Origin of the sequence: Amycolatopsis sp. NBC_01307, from assembly GCF_035975215.1 — a bacterium.
GTDB lineage: Bacteria > Actinomycetota > Actinomycetes > Mycobacteriales > Pseudonocardiaceae > Amycolatopsis.
The window spans coordinates 9,007,360-9,024,385 of sequence record NZ_CP108403.1; the positions used below are offsets into that span (position 1 = coordinate 9,007,360).

23 protein-coding genes are annotated in these 17,026 nt (G+C 71.1%); 9 read left to right on the plus strand and 14 right to left on the minus strand.

Features of this window, described 5'->3' with window-relative positions:
- Positions 1-7: 7 nt before the first annotated feature.
- From OG439_RS40020 to OG439_RS40040, 5 genes are all read right to left on the minus strand, one after another.
- Positions 8-1,057: a hydrogenase expression protein HypE gene (locus OG439_RS40020; RefSeq protein WP_326945685.1), complete on the minus strand. Its 1,050-nt coding sequence runs from the start codon at positions 1,055-1,057 to the stop codon at positions 8-10.
- On the minus strand, positions 1,054-1,743 hold the full coding sequence (locus tag OG439_RS40025) for a D-sedoheptulose-7-phosphate isomerase (protein ID WP_326945686.1): 690 nt from the start codon (positions 1,741-1,743) through the stop codon (positions 1,054-1,056). The genes OG439_RS40020 and OG439_RS40025 overlap by 4 nt, the downstream gene beginning before the upstream one ends.
- 18 nt (positions 1,744-1,761) lie before the next feature.
- Complete coding sequence (locus tag OG439_RS40030) at positions 1,762-1,998, minus strand: HypC/HybG/HupF family hydrogenase formation chaperone (protein ID WP_326945687.1); 237 nt, start codon at positions 1,996-1,998, stop codon at positions 1,762-1,764.
- Positions 1,995-2,615, minus strand: a complete 621-nt coding sequence (locus OG439_RS40035; RefSeq protein WP_326945688.1) for a D-sedoheptulose-7-phosphate isomerase — start codon at positions 2,613-2,615, stop codon at positions 1,995-1,997. The genes OG439_RS40030 and OG439_RS40035 overlap by 4 nt, the downstream gene beginning before the upstream one ends.
- Positions 2,616-2,758: 143 nt before the next feature.
- A complete protein-coding gene (locus OG439_RS40040) occupies positions 2,759-3,814 on the minus strand; it encodes an SEL1-like repeat protein (protein ID WP_247060041.1) in 1,056 nt (351 codons plus the stop codon).
- A gap of 179 nt (positions 3,815-3,993) precedes the next feature.
- Between OG439_RS40040 and OG439_RS40045 the strand changes: the two genes are divergently transcribed.
- From OG439_RS40045 to OG439_RS40055, 3 genes are all read left to right on the plus strand, one after another.
- Entirely contained in the window at positions 3,994-4,686 is a 693-nt protein-coding gene (locus OG439_RS40045) for an HNH endonuclease family protein (RefSeq protein ID WP_326945689.1), read from the plus strand.
- Positions 4,687-4,697: 11 nt separating this feature from the next.
- Positions 4,698-5,336, plus strand: coding sequence for an alpha/beta fold hydrolase (locus tag OG439_RS40050; RefSeq protein WP_326945690.1), 639 nt, complete (start codon positions 4,698-4,700; stop codon positions 5,334-5,336).
- Positions 5,337-5,469: 133 nt separating this feature from the next.
- Positions 5,470-6,219, plus strand: a complete 750-nt coding sequence (locus OG439_RS40055) for a 3D domain-containing protein (protein WP_326945691.1) — start codon at positions 5,470-5,472, stop codon at positions 6,217-6,219.
- A gap of 71 nt (positions 6,220-6,290) precedes the next feature.
- Here the strand turns inward: OG439_RS40055 and OG439_RS40060 are convergent, their stop codons facing one another.
- The 3 genes from OG439_RS40060 to OG439_RS40070 are packed head-to-tail and all read right to left on the minus strand — an operon-like array spanning position 6,291 to position 8,476.
- Positions 6,291-6,845, minus strand: coding sequence for an SMI1/KNR4 family protein (locus OG439_RS40060; RefSeq protein WP_326945692.1), 555 nt, complete (start codon positions 6,843-6,845; stop codon positions 6,291-6,293).
- Positions 6,842-7,480, minus strand: coding sequence for a nitroreductase family protein (locus OG439_RS40065; RefSeq protein ID WP_326945693.1), 639 nt, complete (start codon positions 7,478-7,480; stop codon positions 6,842-6,844). Before OG439_RS40065 ends, OG439_RS40060 begins: the two co-directional genes overlap by 4 nt.
- Positions 7,481-7,498: 18 nt before the next feature.
- Positions 7,499-8,476 (minus strand): aldo/keto reductase, encoded by a 978-nt coding sequence (locus OG439_RS40070; RefSeq protein ID WP_326945694.1) that lies wholly within the window; start codon positions 8,474-8,476, stop codon positions 7,499-7,501.
- Between the two features lie 33 nt (positions 8,477-8,509).
- Here OG439_RS40070 and OG439_RS40075 point away from each other — a divergent pair, with 33 nt between their 5' ends.
- Complete coding sequence (locus tag OG439_RS40075) at positions 8,510-8,995, plus strand: MarR family winged helix-turn-helix transcriptional regulator (RefSeq protein WP_326945695.1); 486 nt, start codon at positions 8,510-8,512, stop codon at positions 8,993-8,995.
- On the opposite strand, the gene OG439_RS40080 is transcribed toward OG439_RS40075, so the two are convergent.
- From OG439_RS40080 to OG439_RS40090, 3 genes are all read right to left on the minus strand, one after another.
- Entirely contained in the window at positions 8,996-9,415 is a 420-nt protein-coding gene (locus tag OG439_RS40080) for an ATP-binding protein (RefSeq protein WP_326945696.1), read from the minus strand. It lies immediately after the preceding gene.
- A 63-nt stretch (positions 9,416-9,478) separates the two neighbouring features.
- Positions 9,479-10,258: a SigB/SigF/SigG family RNA polymerase sigma factor gene (locus OG439_RS40085; RefSeq protein WP_326945697.1), complete on the minus strand. Its 780-nt coding sequence runs from the start codon at positions 10,256-10,258 to the stop codon at positions 9,479-9,481.
- Complete coding sequence (locus OG439_RS40090) at positions 10,255-10,671, minus strand: anti-sigma factor (protein ID WP_247060051.1); 417 nt, start codon at positions 10,669-10,671, stop codon at positions 10,255-10,257. Before OG439_RS40090 ends, OG439_RS40085 begins: the two co-directional genes overlap by 4 nt.
- A 162-nt stretch (positions 10,672-10,833) precedes the next feature.
- Here OG439_RS40090 and OG439_RS40095 point away from each other — a divergent pair, with 162 nt between their 5' ends.
- The 3 genes from OG439_RS40095 to OG439_RS40105 all read left to right on the plus strand — a co-directional run bounded on the left by OG439_RS40095 (position 10,834) and on the right by OG439_RS40105 (position 12,573).
- Complete coding sequence (locus OG439_RS40095; protein ID WP_247060052.1) at positions 10,834-11,142, plus strand: WhiB family transcriptional regulator; 309 nt, start codon at positions 10,834-10,836, stop codon at positions 11,140-11,142.
- 229 nt (positions 11,143-11,371) lie between these two features.
- Positions 11,372-11,725 carry an STAS domain-containing protein gene (locus OG439_RS40100; RefSeq protein WP_247060053.1) on the plus strand — a complete coding sequence of 118 codons (354 nt, stop codon included), beginning with the start codon at positions 11,372-11,374 and terminating at the stop codon, positions 11,723-11,725.
- 59 nt (positions 11,726-11,784) lie between these two features.
- Positions 11,785-12,573 carry a metal-dependent hydrolase gene (locus OG439_RS40105; protein WP_326945698.1) on the plus strand — a complete coding sequence of 263 codons (789 nt, stop codon included), beginning with the start codon at positions 11,785-11,787 and terminating at the stop codon, positions 12,571-12,573.
- Here OG439_RS40105 and OG439_RS40110 read toward each other — a convergent pair.
- Positions 12,536-13,318, minus strand: a complete 783-nt coding sequence (locus tag OG439_RS40110; protein ID WP_326945699.1) for a nuclear transport factor 2 family protein — start codon at positions 13,316-13,318, stop codon at positions 12,536-12,538. The two genes, OG439_RS40105 and OG439_RS40110, sit on opposite strands and share 38 nt — an antisense overlap.
- A 97-nt stretch (positions 13,319-13,415) precedes the next feature.
- On the opposite strand from OG439_RS40110, the gene OG439_RS40115 reads away from it, so the two are divergent.
- Complete coding sequence (locus OG439_RS40115; protein WP_326945700.1) at positions 13,416-13,961, plus strand: TetR/AcrR family transcriptional regulator; 546 nt, start codon at positions 13,416-13,418, stop codon at positions 13,959-13,961.
- Positions 13,962-14,076: 115 nt separating this feature from the next.
- The gene (locus tag OG439_RS40120; RefSeq protein ID WP_326945701.1) at positions 14,077-14,403 is read left to right on the plus strand and encodes a hypothetical protein; all 327 of its coding nucleotides are present in this window, start codon (positions 14,077-14,079) and stop codon (positions 14,401-14,403) included.
- Positions 14,404-14,407: 4 nt separating this feature from the next.
- On the opposite strand, the gene OG439_RS40125 is transcribed toward OG439_RS40120, so the two are convergent.
- Positions 14,408-16,042: an ABC transporter permease gene (locus tag OG439_RS40125; protein WP_326945702.1), complete on the minus strand. Its 1,635-nt coding sequence runs from the start codon at positions 16,040-16,042 to the stop codon at positions 14,408-14,410.
- Positions 16,039-16,935, minus strand: a complete 897-nt coding sequence (locus tag OG439_RS40130; RefSeq protein ID WP_326945703.1) for an ABC transporter ATP-binding protein — start codon at positions 16,933-16,935, stop codon at positions 16,039-16,041. The genes OG439_RS40125 and OG439_RS40130 overlap by 4 nt, the downstream gene beginning before the upstream one ends.
- Between the last annotated feature and the right edge of the window lie 91 nt (positions 16,936-17,026).

The window sequence follows — 17,026 nt, forward strand, 5'->3', positions numbered from 1 at the left end:
ATCCCTTTCAGCGCCAAGAAGACTTGTAGCCGGTGTCGAGCTTCTTTCCCTTGTGCCGCCACTTGGGCTCGTTGTCGATCTTGCGTTCGGTGATCTTCCGCAGCCGCCGGATCACCGAGCCGTACGCGCCGCTGGCCAGCGACGACACGTGCGCGCCTGGGGGCTCGTCCATGAACGGCATGAACTTGTCCGGGAAGCCGGGCATGGTGCAGCCGATGCAGATGCCGCCGACGTTCGGGCAGCCGCCGACGCCGTTGATCCAGCCGCGCTTGGGCACGTTGCACTTCACGACCGGGCCCCAGCAGCCCAGCTTGACCAGGCACTTCGGGGAGCCGTACTCGTCGGCGAACTCGCCCTGCTCGTAGTAGCCGCCGCGGTCGCAACCCTCGTGCACGGTCGCGCCGAAGAGCCACTGCGGCCGCAGGTGGTCGTCGAGCGGGATCATCGGCGCCTGGCCGGCGGCCTGGTACAGCAGGTAGACGATCGTCTCCGACAGGTTGTCCGGGTGGGTCGGGCAGCCGGGCACGCAGACGATCGGGATGCCCGCGCCGGACTTCCAGTCCCAGCCCAGGTAGTCGGGCACGCCCATGGCGCCGGTCGGATTGCCCTCCATCGCGTGGATGCCGCCGTAGGTGGCGCAGGTGCCGACGGCCAGCACCGCCAGCGCCTTGGGCGTCAGCCGGTCCAGCCACTCGCTGGTCGTCATCGGCTGGCCGGTCTCGGGGTTGTTCCCGAAGCCGCACCAGTAGCCCTCTTCCTTGATCGCTTCGTTCGGGATCGACCCCTCGACGACCAGAACGAACGGGTCCAGCTCACCGCGGTCGGCCTTGTGGAACCACTCGATGAACGTGTCGGCCCCCGTCTCGGGGCCGCATTCGAAGTCGATCAACGGCCAGTGGACCGCGATCTTCGGCAGGCCGGGCAACGCGCCGAGGACGATTTCCTCGATGCTCGGTTGCGTCGCGGCGGTCAGCGCGACGGAGTCGCCGTCGCACGACAGGCCGGCGTTGATCCAGAGGATGTGGATGGGCTTCTCTTCTTGCTGGGCATGCGTCACGGCTGATCAACCCCGAAGTCGTCGAGCGCGCCGAGGGTCAGTTCCCACAGCGCGTGGTAAAGGGTCGTCTGGGCTTCCTGGATGCGGTGCACGGACGGCGACGGGACGACGAAGAGGTGGTCGATGCTGTCCAGCTCGGCCATCTTCCCGCCGTCGTAGCCGGCGATGCCGACCGTCACCATGCCGCGCCGGGCGGCCTCGTCGAAAGCGCGCAACAGGTTCGCGGAGTTCCCGCTGGTGGACAGGCCCACCGCGATGTCGCCGGCCCGGCCGAACGCGGCCAGCTGCCGGGCGAACACGACGTCGAACCCGATGTCGTTGGAGAGGGCGGTCACCACCGCGATGTCGTTCGTCAACCCGAAGGCGGGCAACGGTTTCGCCGCACCCGCCGGGCTCAGGAACAGGCTGGCGAGGTCCTGCGCGTCGGTCGAGCTGCCACCGTTGCCGAACGCGAGCAGCCGGCCACCGCCGGCGAACGCGCGCGCGACGTCCTGCACACAGGCGAACAGGCGCTCGCGATCGGCCGCCAGCACCTGGGCGCGCAATGCGACGATCTCGTGCACCTTGTCCACAGTGGACTTTTCGACCTGATCGAGGACGGCGTCGACATGACCGGCACCCGCGTAGAGGAACGGGTACAGCGCTTCGAGACCGTCCGCGCCCACGGGGGTGTGTTCCCGCGACATGGCGCGTCAACTCCTCGGCTAGGAATTCTCCAGGCGAGCGATGGCTTCTCCGGCGTGCACCAGGATTCGGTCGCCGACGCCGGCCGAAACCAGCGCCACGCTCACCTCTTCCCGGCCGGAGCCGGTTTCCACGACTGCGAACCCGAGGTCCAGGAGTTCGACTACGGTCACCTCGACCGCGGTGTCCGAGCAGGTGATGCACACCCCGTCGTGGCAGACGGGGGTAGCCGCTCTGTCCGCGTCACTGGCGCTCATGACGCCACCTCCGGGGTGAGCACGCCCGGTTGTTCGAAGAAGACGTGCACGAGCTCCCACAGAACGTGGTAGGTCGTCACGTGTACCTCCTTGACGACGCGCGGGTCGTCCGAGTGAGCGGTGAAGACGTGGTCCAGCCCAGTAGTCGCGGCAATCGCGCCGCCGTTACCACCGGTCAGGGCGACGGTGAGCATGCCGAGGTCACGGGCCGTCTCGAGGGCGCGCCGGACGTTGCCGCACTCGCCGTCGGTGGAGATGCCCAGCGCGATGTCGGCCGGTTCGCCGAGGATCCGCAGCTGGTGGGCGAAGACGTCGTCGAGCCCCGCGCGGCTGGCGACGCCGGTGACCGTCGCGACGTCGGCGGTCAGCGAGAGGGCGGGCAGCGCGCGCTTGCCGACGATCACCGGGTGCACGAACTCCACGGCCACGTGCTGGGCGTCGGTGCTCGGACCGCCGTTCCCGAAGACGACGAGCTTGCCGCCGCGGTGGAAGCGCCGGGCCATGCCGTGACACGCCAGCGCGACCTTGCGCGCGTCGTCGGCCAGCGCGAGGACCGGCGCCTCGCGGCGCGCGAACAGCGCGTCGACGGAGTCGGGGTGATTCGGTGACCACGGCATCGCGGCACTTCCTCGGGAGCTGCTCGGTGGTGGGAGCTTCCCCAGGCTAGAGGTGTGAGTTGGATCACACAATAGATCTACTCGGGTGATTCGTGGTCCGTGATGGTCGGCAGAGCGTGACTTTCTCGCTCATTCCTCCGGCATCAGTGTTGGTGCTCGTGGTCGCCCTGGGCGTGCTCCGCCCGGGCCAGCCACAGTTCGGCCTCGTGGGCGGCCCCTCGCGACCGGAGCATCCGGGCCAGGCTGAGCATGCCCTGGACGTCTCCCGTTTCGGCGGCGCGGCGGAACCACTGCTCGGCTTCCGAGAGGTCTTCGCGGTGCTCGGCGAGGTGCCCGAGGTTGGTCAGGGCCGGGACGCTGCCGTGCTCGGCGGCCTTGCGGTACCAAGCGGCGGCCTCACCCTCGTCGCCGCGGTTGCGGGCCAGGACGCCGAGGTTCGTCATCGCCGCCGGGTCGCCGCGCTCGGCGGCGTCGAGGTACCAGTTCTCGGCCTCTTCGAGGTCGCCGCGGCGGTGCAGCAGCAGCCCGAGCCGGACGATCGCCTCGACGTTGCCGCCGGTCGCGCCCTGCCGGTACCACGTCTCGGCGTCGCTGGGCCGGCCCAGCCGCTCGGCCTGCCTGCCCAGCTGGCACGCGCCCCCGAGGTCGCCGGCCAGCACGGCCGCGCGCCACCACCGGGCGGCCTCCGCCGCCTGGCCGCGGTCGCGCAGCAGGATGCCCAGGTCGATCATCGCGCCGGTGTAACCCGCGTCGGAGGCCTGCCGCAGCCACGACTCGGCCTCTTCGGTCTTGCCCTGTTCACGCAGCAGGTGCCCCAGCGCGGCCATCGAGGACAGGTCGCCGGTGCGCGCGGCCGCGCCGAACCAGTGCTGGGCGTCGTCGCGCTTGCCCCGCCGTTCGTAGGAGCGGGCGAGGTTCAGCATCCCGTGCGGGTCGCCGGCCAGCGCCGCTTCGTGCCACCAGCGCTCGGCCTCCTCCAGGAGGCCGCGCTCGTTGAGCAGGTGCGCCAGCGCCGTCATCGACGTGCGGTCACCGCCCATGGCGGCCCTGCGGTACCACGACTCGGCTTCGATGAGCTCCCCGCGCTCGCGCATCGCCGCACCCATCCGGGCCATGGCGACGACGTTGCCGCCTTCGGCGGCCTTGCGCTGCACGTAGTCGTCGAAGCTCGAGTTCCACTTCTTTAGCCGACCGGGCATCGGCCTGCTCCCTCCGGCTGGTCCTTGCTCCGGTAGTCGCAGTTCATGGGCCCGATGTGACATCTCAGCTAGGGGTGGGCGAGATCACATTCGCGCCAGGCGGTCGTGTCGACGCGGTTTTCCCACGTCGACAGCAGGAAGACTACGCCGCGCGCACCCCTGGGTGAGAGGAGAAAATCTTGGCGGCCCGCGGCTTTCGGCTCAGCGTGACGCAGCGAACCCTGCTGGTAGTCGCGATCCTCGCGATCGCCCTCTTCGGCTACTGGGCGACGAGAGGCGCGGGCGCGACCCCGGCCGGTCCGTCGACATCTTCCGCTGCCCCCTCCGGACCCGTCCCGGTCAACGCCGCCGACGCGCAGAAGCAGCTCGGCGAGCTGACCGTCGCGGCGCGGACGTCCATGGACGGCTACTCCCGTGAGAAGTTCCCGCACTGGGCGAGCCAGGGGTCGAGCTGTGACACGCGGGAAGTCGTGCTGAAGCGCGACGGCAAGGACGTCAAGACCGACAAGGAGTGCCGGGCGACGTCCGGTACCTGGACGAGCGTCTACGACAGCGAGACGTGGACCAAGCCGACCGACCTCGACATCGACCACATGGTCCCGCTCGGCCAGGCCTGGGCGAGCGGCGCGAAGGCGTGGACGACCGAGAAGCGCGGCCAGTTCGCCAACGACCTGACGCGGCCGCAGCTGTTCGCCGTCACCGACAACCTCAACCAGCAGAAGAGCGACAAGGCGCCCGACCAGTGGAAGCCGCCGCTCGTGGCGTTCTGGTGCACCTACGCGACCGACTGGATCGTCGTGAAGCACTACTACGGGCTGACCGTGACCGAGGGCGAGAAGACCGCCTTGACGGACATGCTGCGCCGCTGCTGAGCTGACCCGCCATGACGACGTTCGCGTTGATCCACGGCGGCGGTGGCAGCGGCTGGGACTTCCACCGGCTGGTGCCCGAGCTCGCGGCCCGCGGCCACGACGCGGTCACCCCGGACCTGCCGATCACCGACCCGGCCGCCGGGCTCGCGGAGTTCACCGAGACGGTGCTGGCCGCGCTGGGCGACCGCACGGACGTCGCCGTCGTCGGGCATTCGTACGGCGGCTTCACCGCACCGCTGGTCGCGGCGAAGGTCCGCGCGCGGGTGCTGGTGTACCTGGCCGGGATGATCCCGGCGCCGGGGGAGCAGCCCGGGCAGTGGTGGGGGAACACGGGGTTCGCGGCGCCGACCGGGCTGAGCGAGGCCGAGCAGTTCTTCAACGGCGTCGATCCGTCGCTGGCCGACGAGTGCCAGGCGCACGGGCGCGATCAGGTGAGCAAGGAGTGGGACGAGCCGTGGCCGCTGCCGGCCCACCCGGACGTCCCGACCCGGGCGCTGCTCTTCCGCGACGACCGGTTCTTCACGCCGGAATTCCAGCGCCGCGTGGCCCGCTCGCGGCTGGGCGTCGAACCGGACGAAGCCGACGGCCCGCACTGCGCGCCGCTGAGCCACCCGGCCGCCATCGCCGAGAAGCTGGTCAGCTACCTCTAGTCGCTTTGGTTACTTAAAGGTCTAGACCTATTGACTGTGTGGTCCAGGCCACTTAACGTCTGGTGCGCGGCGAACCCGCACCTCCCACCTGTTTCACCTCCGCTCCGGTCCCCGCCATGGAGGTTCCCCCGTCATGCGCTTCGCCAGGATCATCGCCTTGACGGCCTTCGCCGCCGGCAGCCTCCTCGTGGCTCCCGCGGCCCCGGCGTCCGCCGCGGCTTTGCCCGCGTGCCAGCACTTCTACACCGGTACGATCCCGGACCGCCCGGTCACCGGCGGCCACGGCCCCGGCACGCTCGTCGGCGCGGCGAACGTGTCGAACCGCTTGCCCGCACCGGGTTCCGTCAGCGGCGGCCTCGGCACGGACGGCAAGGTGACGTTCACGTTCGCCCGCGTCAGCGGCGCGAAGGCGTACCGCGCGTTCCGCAACGGCCAGGCGCTGCAGTGGATTTCCGACTGGGGCCAGCCGACCCTGACGGTGACCGACGCGAGCCCGTGCCAGAACGCGAACTACCAGCTCTACGCGATGACGGCGGAGGACAACTCACCCGGCTCGCTCGGCCAGATCTCCACGGCGTACCGCCTCGACACGGGCAACCACCTCGCGGCCTACCGCATCCCGGCGGGCACAACGCTGAGCTACCGCGTCACGTCGTACAACGACGTCGCCCAGACGGCGCTGGGCTACAGCGCGGGCCCGGGCTTCTGCGCGGTCGACGCCCGGAACATCCCGTGGGGCACCAGGTTCTCGGTCCCGGGCTACGGCGAGTGCTACGCCGCGGACATCGGCAGCTGGATCAAGGACGACATCGTCGACGTCTGGCTACCGGGCTCCCAGGCCGACGCGTGGGGCATCCAGCGGCTGACGCTGACGGTGCGCTAGAGCCACCTGGCCGCCGAAAGGCCGTGAAGCCTCCTTGCCGACGTCCCCCCTTCGCTCCGGCAAGGAGGCCTTCATGGCTCGCGGCCGTCGAGCCACTTCAGGTACCACTCCCGAAAGCCCGTGCCGCACGGGGAAACGCCCCCGTCCGACGCGCGGTCGTCGAACCACAGCCGCCCGCGTTCCGGCCCGGTGACCACCAGCCGGAAGTAGGCGCCGCACCCGAAGTGGGCCACTTTCAGTGAGCCGGTGATCCACCGCTGGTCGAAGTACAGGTCGTCGGGGATCTCGTTGTCGGTCGGGTGGTGCTCGGCGCGGTTCCACGCCTCCGTAAACGGGAACGGCGTCGAGAGGAACCCGGGCCGCCAGCCGTCTTCGCCGGGGCATTCCGGCGCGCTCAGCCGGTACAAGCCGTAGTACGGCCCGGCGCCGTGTCCGCCCACGGTCAGCAGGAAGCCGCGGTATTCCTCGGGCAGCGTCACCCCGTGGCGCGCCTCGAAGTCCGCGATCTCCGCCGCCGGCACCGGCGGTTCGAGCCGGTACCGATGCTTCCCGGCGCCGAAGCGGCTGAAGTCCGGGTCGGCCGCCGACAGTTCGGCCAGCCGGCCCCGGACTCCGGCCCACGTCACCAGCGGTCGATGTGCAGCACGTCGTCCAGGGGCTGGCGTGATGCCGGCTTGAACGTCTCGCCCGTGTAGAACGCCGTCGGGATCATCGCCGCCTGGTGGACGTTCTTCGGCAGTCCCAGGACCTCCGCCGCTTCCTGCTCGTACTTCAGGTGCAGCGTCGTCCACGCCGTGCCCAGGGTCACCGAGCGGGCCGCCAGCATGAAGCTCCACACCGCCGGCAGCAGCGACGCCCACAGGCCCGCCTGGTTGCCCGCCGGGAGCTCGTCCGACGGCGTTTCCAGGCACGGGATCACCAGGACCGGGACGTCACCCATCCGGTCGGCCAGGAACTCCACGCTCGACCCGATCCGCTGCTGCACCGGGGCCCGCGTCGGGTCGTCCGCGAACAGCTTGCCCGCCGCGTTGCCCGACTCCAGGTACTCGTGGCACGCCCGGCCGTAGATCGCGCCCAGCGCCGCGCGCTGGGCGTCGTCGGTGACGACCAGCCACTGCCAGCGCTGGGTGTTCGAACCGCTCGGCGCCTGCAGCGCCACCTGGATGCAGTGCTTCACCAGGTCGATCGGCACCGGCCGGTCGAAGTCCAGCCGCTTGCGGACCGTCCTGGTGGTCGTCAGGAGCTCTTCGGGCGTCATCATCGGCCCATCATGCCGGGCCTACCAGCGATCGTGCACCAGCGGGCGGATCAGCTCCTCGTACGTCGCGCGGACGCCGGCCGCCGCCTCCTCCGGCAGCGGCGGGAGCGCGGCCGCCGCGGTGTTCGCCGCCACCTGCGAAGCGTTGCGGGCGCCCGGGATCACCGTGCTCAGGCCCGGCTGGTCGAGGATCCAGCGCAGGGCGAACTGCGCGAGGGCCTGCCCCTCGGGAACGAGCCCGCGCAGCCGCTCGACGGCCTCCAGGCCGACGTCGTACGGCACCCCGGAGAACGTCTCGCCGACGTCGAACGCGTCGCCGCCCCGGTTGAAGTTCCGGTGGTCGTCGGCGGCGAAGGTGGTGCTCGCCGTGTAGCGCCCGGACAGCAGGCCCGAGGCCAGCGGCACCCGCGCGATGACCCCGGCGCCCGCGTCCGACGCCGCCGGCAGCACCCGCTCCAGCGGCTTGAGCCGCAGGCAGTTGAGGATGATCTGGACCGACGCGACGTTCGGCCGCGCCAGCGCCGCCAGTGCCTCGTCGCACGTCTCGACGCTCACGCCGTACGCCTTGATCCGGCCTTCCTCGACCATCGCGTCCAGGGCGTCGTAGACGGCGTCCGTGGAGTACACCGGCGTCGGCGGGCAGTGCAGCTGGACCAGGTCGAGCGTGTCCATGCCGAGGTAACGACGCGACCGGTCGTTCCACTCGCGGAAGTGCGCGGCGACGTAGTTCTCGGGCACCTGGTCGACCCGGCGGCCCATCTTGGTCGCCACGAAGACATCGGGGTGGTCGGCGCGGAACCGGCCGACCAGCCGCTCGCTGCGGCCGTCGCCGTAGACGTCCGCGGTGTCGAAGAAGGTGACGCCCGCGTCGGCCGCCGCGTGCAGCACGGCGAGGGCGTCGTTCTCGCCGACCTCGCCCCAGTCCGCGCCGAGCTGCCAGCAGCCGAGCCCGACGACCGAGACCTCACGGCCGAGGCGGGTGATCTTCCGGTTCTCCATGCCGCGATCCAAGCACACCTATGATCGGCCGTCATGGCCATGACTTCGGGTCCGGACGGGCTGGGGACCCGGCTGCGGCACGTCCTCGAACTGCTCGACGGCGACGTCGCGAAGTTCCTCGGCGACATCGGCCTCGACGGCTACCGGCCGCGGTACTCACCGGTCGTGCGCGCGCTGCTGGCGAAGGGACCGCTGGCCATCCGGGACCTGGCCGCGGAGCTGCGCGTGACGCACTCGGCCGCCAGCCAGACGGTCGCCCAGATGAGCCGGGCCGGCCTGGTGACGCTCGAACCCGGCGCCGACGCGCGGCAGCGGATCATCTCGCTCACGGACCGGACGCGTGACGTACTGCCCCTGGTAGAGGCCGAGTGGACGGCGACGAATCAGGCGTGGGACGCGCTGGAGGCCGAGCTGCCGCACTCGCTGCGCGCTCTGCTGGACGCGATCGTCGAGGCGCTGGACCGCAAGCCGTTCCGCGAGCGGATCGGGGAGACGGCAGCCGCCCGCGAGCTGCTGTGACTAGGCCGGGTCCGAGACGCGGAAGATCGCCCAGACGTACTTGCCGCCGGGGCAGCGCTCGAAGCCCCAGTCCTCGGACAGCGCCTGGACCAGCACGAGCCCGCGGCTGCGTGCCTCGGCCGGGGACGGCGCCCGCAGCTCGGGCAGCATCCGGCCGGTGTCGTACACCCGCAGCGTCAGGTGGCCGTCGGCGTACTCCATCTGGAAGCGCTGCGGGCGTTCACCGTGCTCGAAGGCGTTCGTGACCAGCTCCGAGGTCGCCAGCAGGACGTCCTCCAGCTGCGCCTCGTCCAGGCCGAAGGCAGCCATCGCCGCGCGGACCTCGCGGCGGGCCAGCGCCGGGGCGGTGACGTCCGACGGGAGAAGCACCGTCAGTGGTGCGGCCGCGGCGATGCGCTGCGGCATCTTCGACGTCGTCATCGGGGTCCCCCTCCCTGTGCTTTCGGTACTGTCCGCGAAGTACCCACGGCTTTGCGCAGCTAATCAGGTGCCGTCGGCCAGCTCGGATTCGTCCAGGCCCGAACGCAGCTTCTTCAGTGTCGCAGCCAGCAACCGCGACACCTGCATCTGGGAGACCCCGACGCGGCGCGCGATGTCCGACTGGCTCATCCCGGAGCCGAACCGCAGCGCCACGATCTTGCGCTCCCGGTCCGGCAGGCTGTCCAGCATCGGGCGCAGCGCCTCCCGCAGCTCGGCCTGGCCGAGCTCGGCGTCCGGCGCCCCGAACCGCGTGTGCGCGGCGTTCTCCAGCAGGTGGTCGAGCGACGCGCCGTAGCGGCCCTGACCGGCGCGAAGGCCTTCGTAGACGTCTTCGATGGGCACGCCGAGCCGCGCGGCGATCTCACTCGGGCGCGGTGCGCGCGAGAGCTGCACAGTGAGCTCTTCGCGGGCGCCGGAGATGTTCGCGTTCAGCTCTTTCAGCCGCCGCGGCACCCGCACCGACCAGCTGTTGTCGCGGAAGTGGTGGCGCAGCTCGCCGGAGATGGTGGGCACCGCGAACGCCAGGAAGTCCGTGCCCTGCGTCGGGTCGAACCGGTCGACGGCGTGGATCAGCCCGACCGTGGCGATCTGGACCAGGTCCTCCATCGCCTCGTCGCGGTTGCGGAACTTCCGCGCCAGGTTGCGCGCCAGTTCGAGGTGGTTGCGGACCAGGGTGTCGCGGATGCGCTCCCGTTCCGGGGAGTCCGCCGGCAGAGCGGCGAGGTGGGTGAACAGCGCGCTGACGTCGAGGCCCGTCCCGCTGCTCCCGGCGGCATCGGTCACGAGCCGGCCGCCTGGCTCTCCCGGACGAGGTCGACCCGGGACAGGTAGCGCCCGTCCTCGGGGGTCACGGTCCGCTCGGCCGACGTCGCGAGCGCGGTCAGCAGCTGCCAGGAGAGGCCGGTGTCGTCCCCGTGGTCGGGCGAGTCCGACAGAACGGACACCGAAACCTCGATGCGCGGCCCGCTCCAGGAGAAGACACAGGTGAGCTTGCCGTCCGAGGCGGCGGGCAGCAGCAGCGAGCACGCCTCGTCCACCGCCATCCGGAGGTCCTCGACGGCGTCGAGATCGAAGTCCTGACGCATCGCGATGTCGGCCACGATGGTGCGCAACGTCGGCACCACGTGCGGGATCGCGGCCGTCCGCACCTCGATGACCTGCGCGCCTCCCGGCACGAGCGGGGCGTTGTCCTCCACGTTTGTTCCTTTCTCCGCACTCGCGCTGGGTGACTTGCGGTGTCCCTCGACGCCCGGTCAGCGAGATGCCCGTGGTGTGAGCAAACCAAACCCGCGTTTGATCCGCTGCACCGGCGGGCACATAGCGGTCGACGTGCTGATCCGGGGAAAGGCAGGAACGAGATGGCTGACGTGAGCCGGCTGCCCACTGTGGTTGCTGAAGAGTGGGAATGGCAACTGCGCGGCTCGTGCCGGGGTGCGGACAGCAGTCTCTTCTTCCACACCGACAACGAGCGGGGTTCGGCGCGCGAGCGGCGCGAGACGCGGGCGAAGGCCATCTGCCAGGCCTGCCCGGTGCTCGCCCAGTGCCGCGCGCACGCGCTGACCGTGCAGGAGCCCTACGGCATCTGGGGCGGCCTCGGCGAGATCGAACGGCGGCAGCTGTTCCTCCGGCAGCGCCGGGCCGAGCGCAAGGCCGTCAGTGCGCACTGAACAGCACCGTGAGCAGGCAGGATCCGATCGCACGTGACCACTCCACGCGAAAGGGCGGCGGCCGTGGCGGGCTCGGTCGCCTGCTGGGTTAGGGTTGGTCCCGGAGTTGCCTTGACCGTGTCCGGCGCGGGGTCCTGCCCGGGCTGTGAAAGGCACGGTGACACGGTTGCCGCTTGAGACAACAGGCGCGTACCCGGCGCAGGAGCAGCGCCTGACGAGGAGAAACTGCATGCCCGCAGCCGACCAGAACGCCACCCCGCCCGGGTTCGGCATCACGCTGGACACCGAAGCGACGGAGCCCCGGGTGGTGGTCACGGGTGAGCTCGATCTGCTCACCAGCCCGCAGCTGCAGGAGGCCTTGGCCGGCCTGATCGCGGACAAGCGCGCGCAGCGGGTCGTCGCCGATCTGACCGGGGTGACCTTCTTCGACTCTTCCGCGCTGAACGTGGTGCTGCGCGCCCAACGCCAGGCCGGCGAGCAGGACGTCCAGCTCGCGGTCGTCCCGAGCCCGGCCGTCAGCCGGGTGATCGAGCTCACCGGCGTGGCCGAACACCTGAGCGTGTCGGAGGACCCGCAAGCCTGATCCCCCGCTACGGTCCGGCGGTCTGATTCTGGTTCGCGGATCCTGGGGGCGGCACGATGATGGGGCGCACACATGCCCTGACCGGGTGGTGCGCTGGCTTGGCCATCGCGCCCGCGGTCGGCGCGGGCTCGGTGCACCAAGCGGTGGTCTTCGCCGCGACGACAGCGGGCTTCGCTCTGCTGCCCGACCTGGACCACCCCGGCGCGAGCGCGTCCCGCCTCCTCGGCTGGCTCACCGGCGCCCTGTCCTGGCTGCTGCGCCGCGTCTCGGCGGGCATCTACGCCCTCACCAAGGGCCCCCGCGACGAGAACGTCACGGGCAAGCACCGCCACCTCTCCCACACGGTCCTGTTCGCGGCCGGCCTGGGCGCGCTGACGTCCTGGGGCACCGAAACGGGCGGCCCGTGGGCCGTGGTCGGCGTGGTGGTCTTCGGCTTGATGCTGGCGGAAGGCGCACTGGGCGACTGGCTGCTGCCGGTGAGCGGCGCAGCGGTCGCGTGGTGGTTCTTCACCGCCCCACCGGACCGCGCGGGCGAGCTGGCCTCGATCACGGGCTGGCTCGGCGTCGCGGTCGCGGCGGGCTGCTTGACGCACTGCCTCGGTGACGCGCTGACCGAAGCCGGCTGCCCGTTCCTGTTCCCGGTGCCCATCGCGGGCGAGACCTGGTACGAGATCCGGCCGCCGCGGGCGTTGCGCTTCCGCACCGGCAAGAAGGTGGAGAAGCGGCTCATCTTCCCGGTGTTCGCGGTGCTGGCGGTCCTGCTGGTGCCGGGGGTCTGGGACTACTCGGTGAGCACGTTCCAGCGCCTGTTCATCCCGCCGTCGAGCCAGCAGGCGACGACGCCGTGAACCGGCGGATCCGCTCCGCCGCCGCGGCCGTGTCGCTGTAGTCGCGGGAGTGCGTGATCCGGCCGTCGGCGATCGTCATGACCATCACGTACGTCGAGGCGAACGCCTCGCCCGCCATCTCCCCGTGCAGGTCGAACTCCGCCACCAGCACCGCCGGGTCCGCCGTCTCGTGCACGACGACGTTCTCCGCCTTGACCAGCCGTCGGACGCCGCCCGCGGCGCGAAAGCGGCGACGGAGCTCCTCGCGGCCCTTCGTCAGCCGGGGCACGCCGGCCGGGGTGAAGGGCATCTCGATCACCACGTCCTCGGCGTACAGCTCGGCGAGGTCGTCCCAGCGGTTCTCCACCGACGCCGCCAGGAACCGGTCGAACACCTCGCGCGCGGCGGCGGACGCGCCCGAGCCGTTCGGGTAGTCGCGGTACGAGGTGATCGACCCGTCGGTGACCGTCACGATCCCCACCGACGACGGGAACGCGAACGTCTCGCCGACGGCGACCAGTTCGAGCACGAAGCCCGTTTCCGTCAAGGTCACCTCGACCTCGGTCTTCGCCACGCCGAGCGCGCGGCCTCGTGCGCCGGCGGCGGTGAGTTCGGCGGTGATGGCGGAGCGGCCTTCTGTGCGCTGCCCCAGGAACGGCTTCTCGTAGACCGCGTCGGCGGCGAACAGCGAAGCGAACCCAGATGCGTCCAGCGCGGTCATCCCGGCGCGAACGAGGTCGGCTATCTCGGACACGTTGCGTGGCATCGGAATTCTCCTGAGAAGATGTGCGTTGAATCGGAACGGTGCACCCGCTTACGACAATACGGAGCCATCGTTCCGGTTGTCAACGAGGAGGAACTCGATGGAGAAGACCGGCCTGCGGGCGGACGCGCGGCGCAACCGGGCGAAGGTCCTGGCTGCCGCCGAAGAGGCGTTCGCCGCCGACGGGCTGGCCGTGCCGCTCGACGACATCGCGCGGCTGGCCGGCGTCGGGGCCGGCACCGTCTACCGGCACTTCCCCAGCAAGGAAGCGCTGTTCCAGGCCGTCGTCCTCGAGCGCATCACCCAGTTCACCGAAGAGGCCCGCGGTCTCGCCGACGCGGCCGACCCCGGCGAAGTCTTCTTCGGCTACTTCGTCCGCGTCATCAAGCAGGCTTCGCTCAACCGTGCCATCTGCGACGCCCTCACCGAGGCCGGCGGCATCGGCTTCAAGGCCGACGCGGGTGACGACTTCCGCGGCGCCTTCAGCGTGCTGCTCGAACGCGCGCAGGCCGTCGGCGCCGTCCGCACCGACATCGACGGCGACGACCTGCGGGCGCTGATGGTCGGCTGCCTGGCCGTCGAGCGGTACGCGCCGGGCAGCGGGCACCTGGTCCGCGTGGTCGTCGACGGGCTCAAGACGCCGTGACCGGCAGTTGCCGGGCCGGGTCACCGGTTCGGCAGCCGCCGGAGGGGTGTAACGAGAGTTAAGATCGACGCGAGTTTCCTCGTATCTGCGCTGCGCGTGGCGAGGGGGTGCCCGGATGTCCACCCGACCCAGCTGGGGCTCCGCCGTGGTGATCGGGCTGGCGGGCTTCGCCACCGGATTGCTGGTGGCCGCACTGCTCGTCGCGGGCCGTCCGACCCCGCCTCCCGTCGAGTCCACCCAGCCGGCGCCGACGTCGTCCGCGCCGATCCAGCCCGTCACGGTCACGGCCCCCGCCCCGCCCGCGTCCACGGTCACGGCCGTCGAAACCGTGCCGCCGACGACGTCGACCACCCTCGTGCAGGTGACGGTCTCGCCGACGCCGCCGACGACCGCCCCGACCCCGACGTCGACCTCGCTGGTCGCCACCACCAGCCAGGACTGAGCCCTCAGCCGACGTCGCGGCGGCGCCAGCCGATCAGCCCCGCGCCCAGCGCCACCACCGTGACCACCAGGAGCCAGACCAGCGGCGTCGCCACGAACGGCTGGCTCGGGAGCTTCGGCGGGTGCTGGAACGGCGAGACGTCCAGCACGCCCTGCGGTGCGTTGACGATCGGGCCGAGCAGGCTGATCAGCAGCGCCAGGGCGCCGACGCCCCAGGCCGCGGCCGAGTAGGCCGGCCGCAGGCCGAAGAGCGTCACCGCCAGCGCGATCACCACCCACGTCGCGGGCAGCTGGACCAGCATCCCGCTCAGCACGTCACCGACCGAGCCGCCGACGTCGTGGGTGCGCAACCCGTTGGCCAGGCCCAGGAACAGGCCGCCGGCCAGCAGCAGCAACGCCGTGCCGAGGAACGCGAACACCAGGTGCCCGCCCGCCCAGCGCAGCTTGCCGACGCTGGTCGCCAGCACCGGTTCGAGCCGGATCGCCGTCTCCTCGCCGCGCATCCGCAGCACGGCCTGGATGCCGTAGAGCGACGCGACCATCGCGAACAAACCGGCCATCGTGGCGAGGAACGCCTGCGTGAGGCCGTGCGCGCCGCCGAGCCGTTCCATGATCTGCTGCGCCTGCGGGCTCGAGCCGACGAGACCGCCGATGCCGCTGGCGATCGAGCCGAACACCGCGCCGACGACGGCCATCCCGATCGTCCAGCCGAGCAGCGGGCCGCGGTGCAGCCGCCAGGCCAGCGCGAGCGGGGACCGCAGGCTCGCGGCCGCCCGCGCCGGGCCCGGCCGCGGCGGCAGGAAGCCGACGCCGACGTCGCGGCGGGGGAGCAGCCAGTACGCGGCCGCGCCGATCACCAAGGCCAGCGCCACCGGCAGTAGCAGCACCCACCAGCGTTCGCCGGCGAACGCGCGGATCTGCTGCACCCAGCCGATCGGCGACAGCCACGACAGCCAGCGAGCGTCCACAGTGGAGTCTCCGGCGCCGCGCAGCAGGAACGCAGCGCCGACCACGGCCGTGCCGATCCCGTTGGCCGTGCGGGAGTACTCGGCGAGCTGGACGGCGACCGCGGCGACGGCGGTGAACACCAGCCCGGCCAACGCGATCGACGCGCCGAAGGCGAGGGAGCCGGCCGCGGGCAGGCCCGCGCCGATCATCGAGCCGACCTGGATCAGCCCGATCAGCACGCTCGCCGCGCCGGCCACCAGCACCCCGGCGGTCAGCGCCGCGTACCGGCCGACGACCGCGGACGCGAGCAGCTCGGCGCGCCCGGTGTCCTCCTCGGCACGCGTGTGCCGCGTGACGGTGAAGACCGCCATCAGCCCGATCAGCAGCGCCAGGAACCCGCACATGCGCCAGGCGATGAACCCGCCCGCACTGGTCAGGTCGAACGGCGGCCCGTAGAGCAGTGCGTACGACGGGTTCGCGGTCGCGCCCGCCTGCAGCGCGAGGCGGTCGGCGTCGGTCGGGTAGAACTGCGCGAACGTCTTGACGGTGCTCGCCGGGATGACGCTGAGCAGCACGATCCAGATCGGCAGGGTCACGCGGTCGCGGCGCAGCGCGAGCCGCGTCAGGTGCCAGGTGCCGGCCAGTTCGTGGGCCGGCGCGGTTTCGGTTTCACGGGAGAGGGTCGCGGTCACTTCGCGCTCGCCTCGGTCGTGTAGTGCCGCAGGAACAGCTCTTCCAGCGTCGGCGGCTGGCTGACCAGGCTCCGCACGCCGACCTGGGTCAGCTGGCGCAGAGCCTCGTCGAGTGAGCGCGTCTCGACGTCGAACCGGACGCGGTTGCCGTCGACCTTGAGGTCGTGGACGTTCGCCAGCGTCGCCAGGCCGTTGGGCGGTCCGGCGAGCTCCGCGGTGATCGACGTCCGCGTCAGGTGGCGCAGCTCGGCGAGCGTGCCCGACTCGACCGTGCGGCCGCCCGAGATGATGCTCACCTTGTCGCACAGCGCCTCGACCTCGGCGAGGATGTGGCTGGAGAGCAGCACCGTGCGGCCCTGCTCGCGCTCCTCCTGGATGGCGTACTGGAACGTCGCCTCCATCAGCGGGTCGAGCCCGGACGTCGGCTCGTCGAGGATCAGCAGGTCCACCCGGGACGCCAGCGCCGCGACGATGGCGACCTTCTGCCGGTTGCCCTTCGAGTACGTCCGCCCCTTCTTCTTCGGGTCGAGGTCGAACCGCTCGAGCAGGTCGGCGCGCCGCTTCTCGTCGAGGCCGCCGCGCAGCCGGCCGAGCAGGTCGATCACCTCGCCGCCGGAGAGGTTGGGCCAGAGGTTGACGTCGCCGGGCACGTAGGCCAGGCGGCGGTGCAGGCTCGCCGCGTCCTTCCAGGGGTCGCCGCCGAGCAGCCGGACGTCCCCCGAATCCGCGTGGAGCAGGCCGAGCAGGACCCGGACGGTGGTCGACTTCCCGGCGCCGTTCGGGCCCAGGAATCCGTGTACTTCCCCAGTAGGTACCTGCAGATCGAGGCCGTCCAGGGCCTTCGTCCGGCCGAACGACTTGTGCAAGCCGGAGATCGCGATGGCATTTTCCATGCTTCGGAAGCTACACTGATTTCACGAAGTTGTGAAGTTAAGAAAATGTCTAGACTGAGTGATCTTGACTGGGTGGTGCGAGAGGATGGCC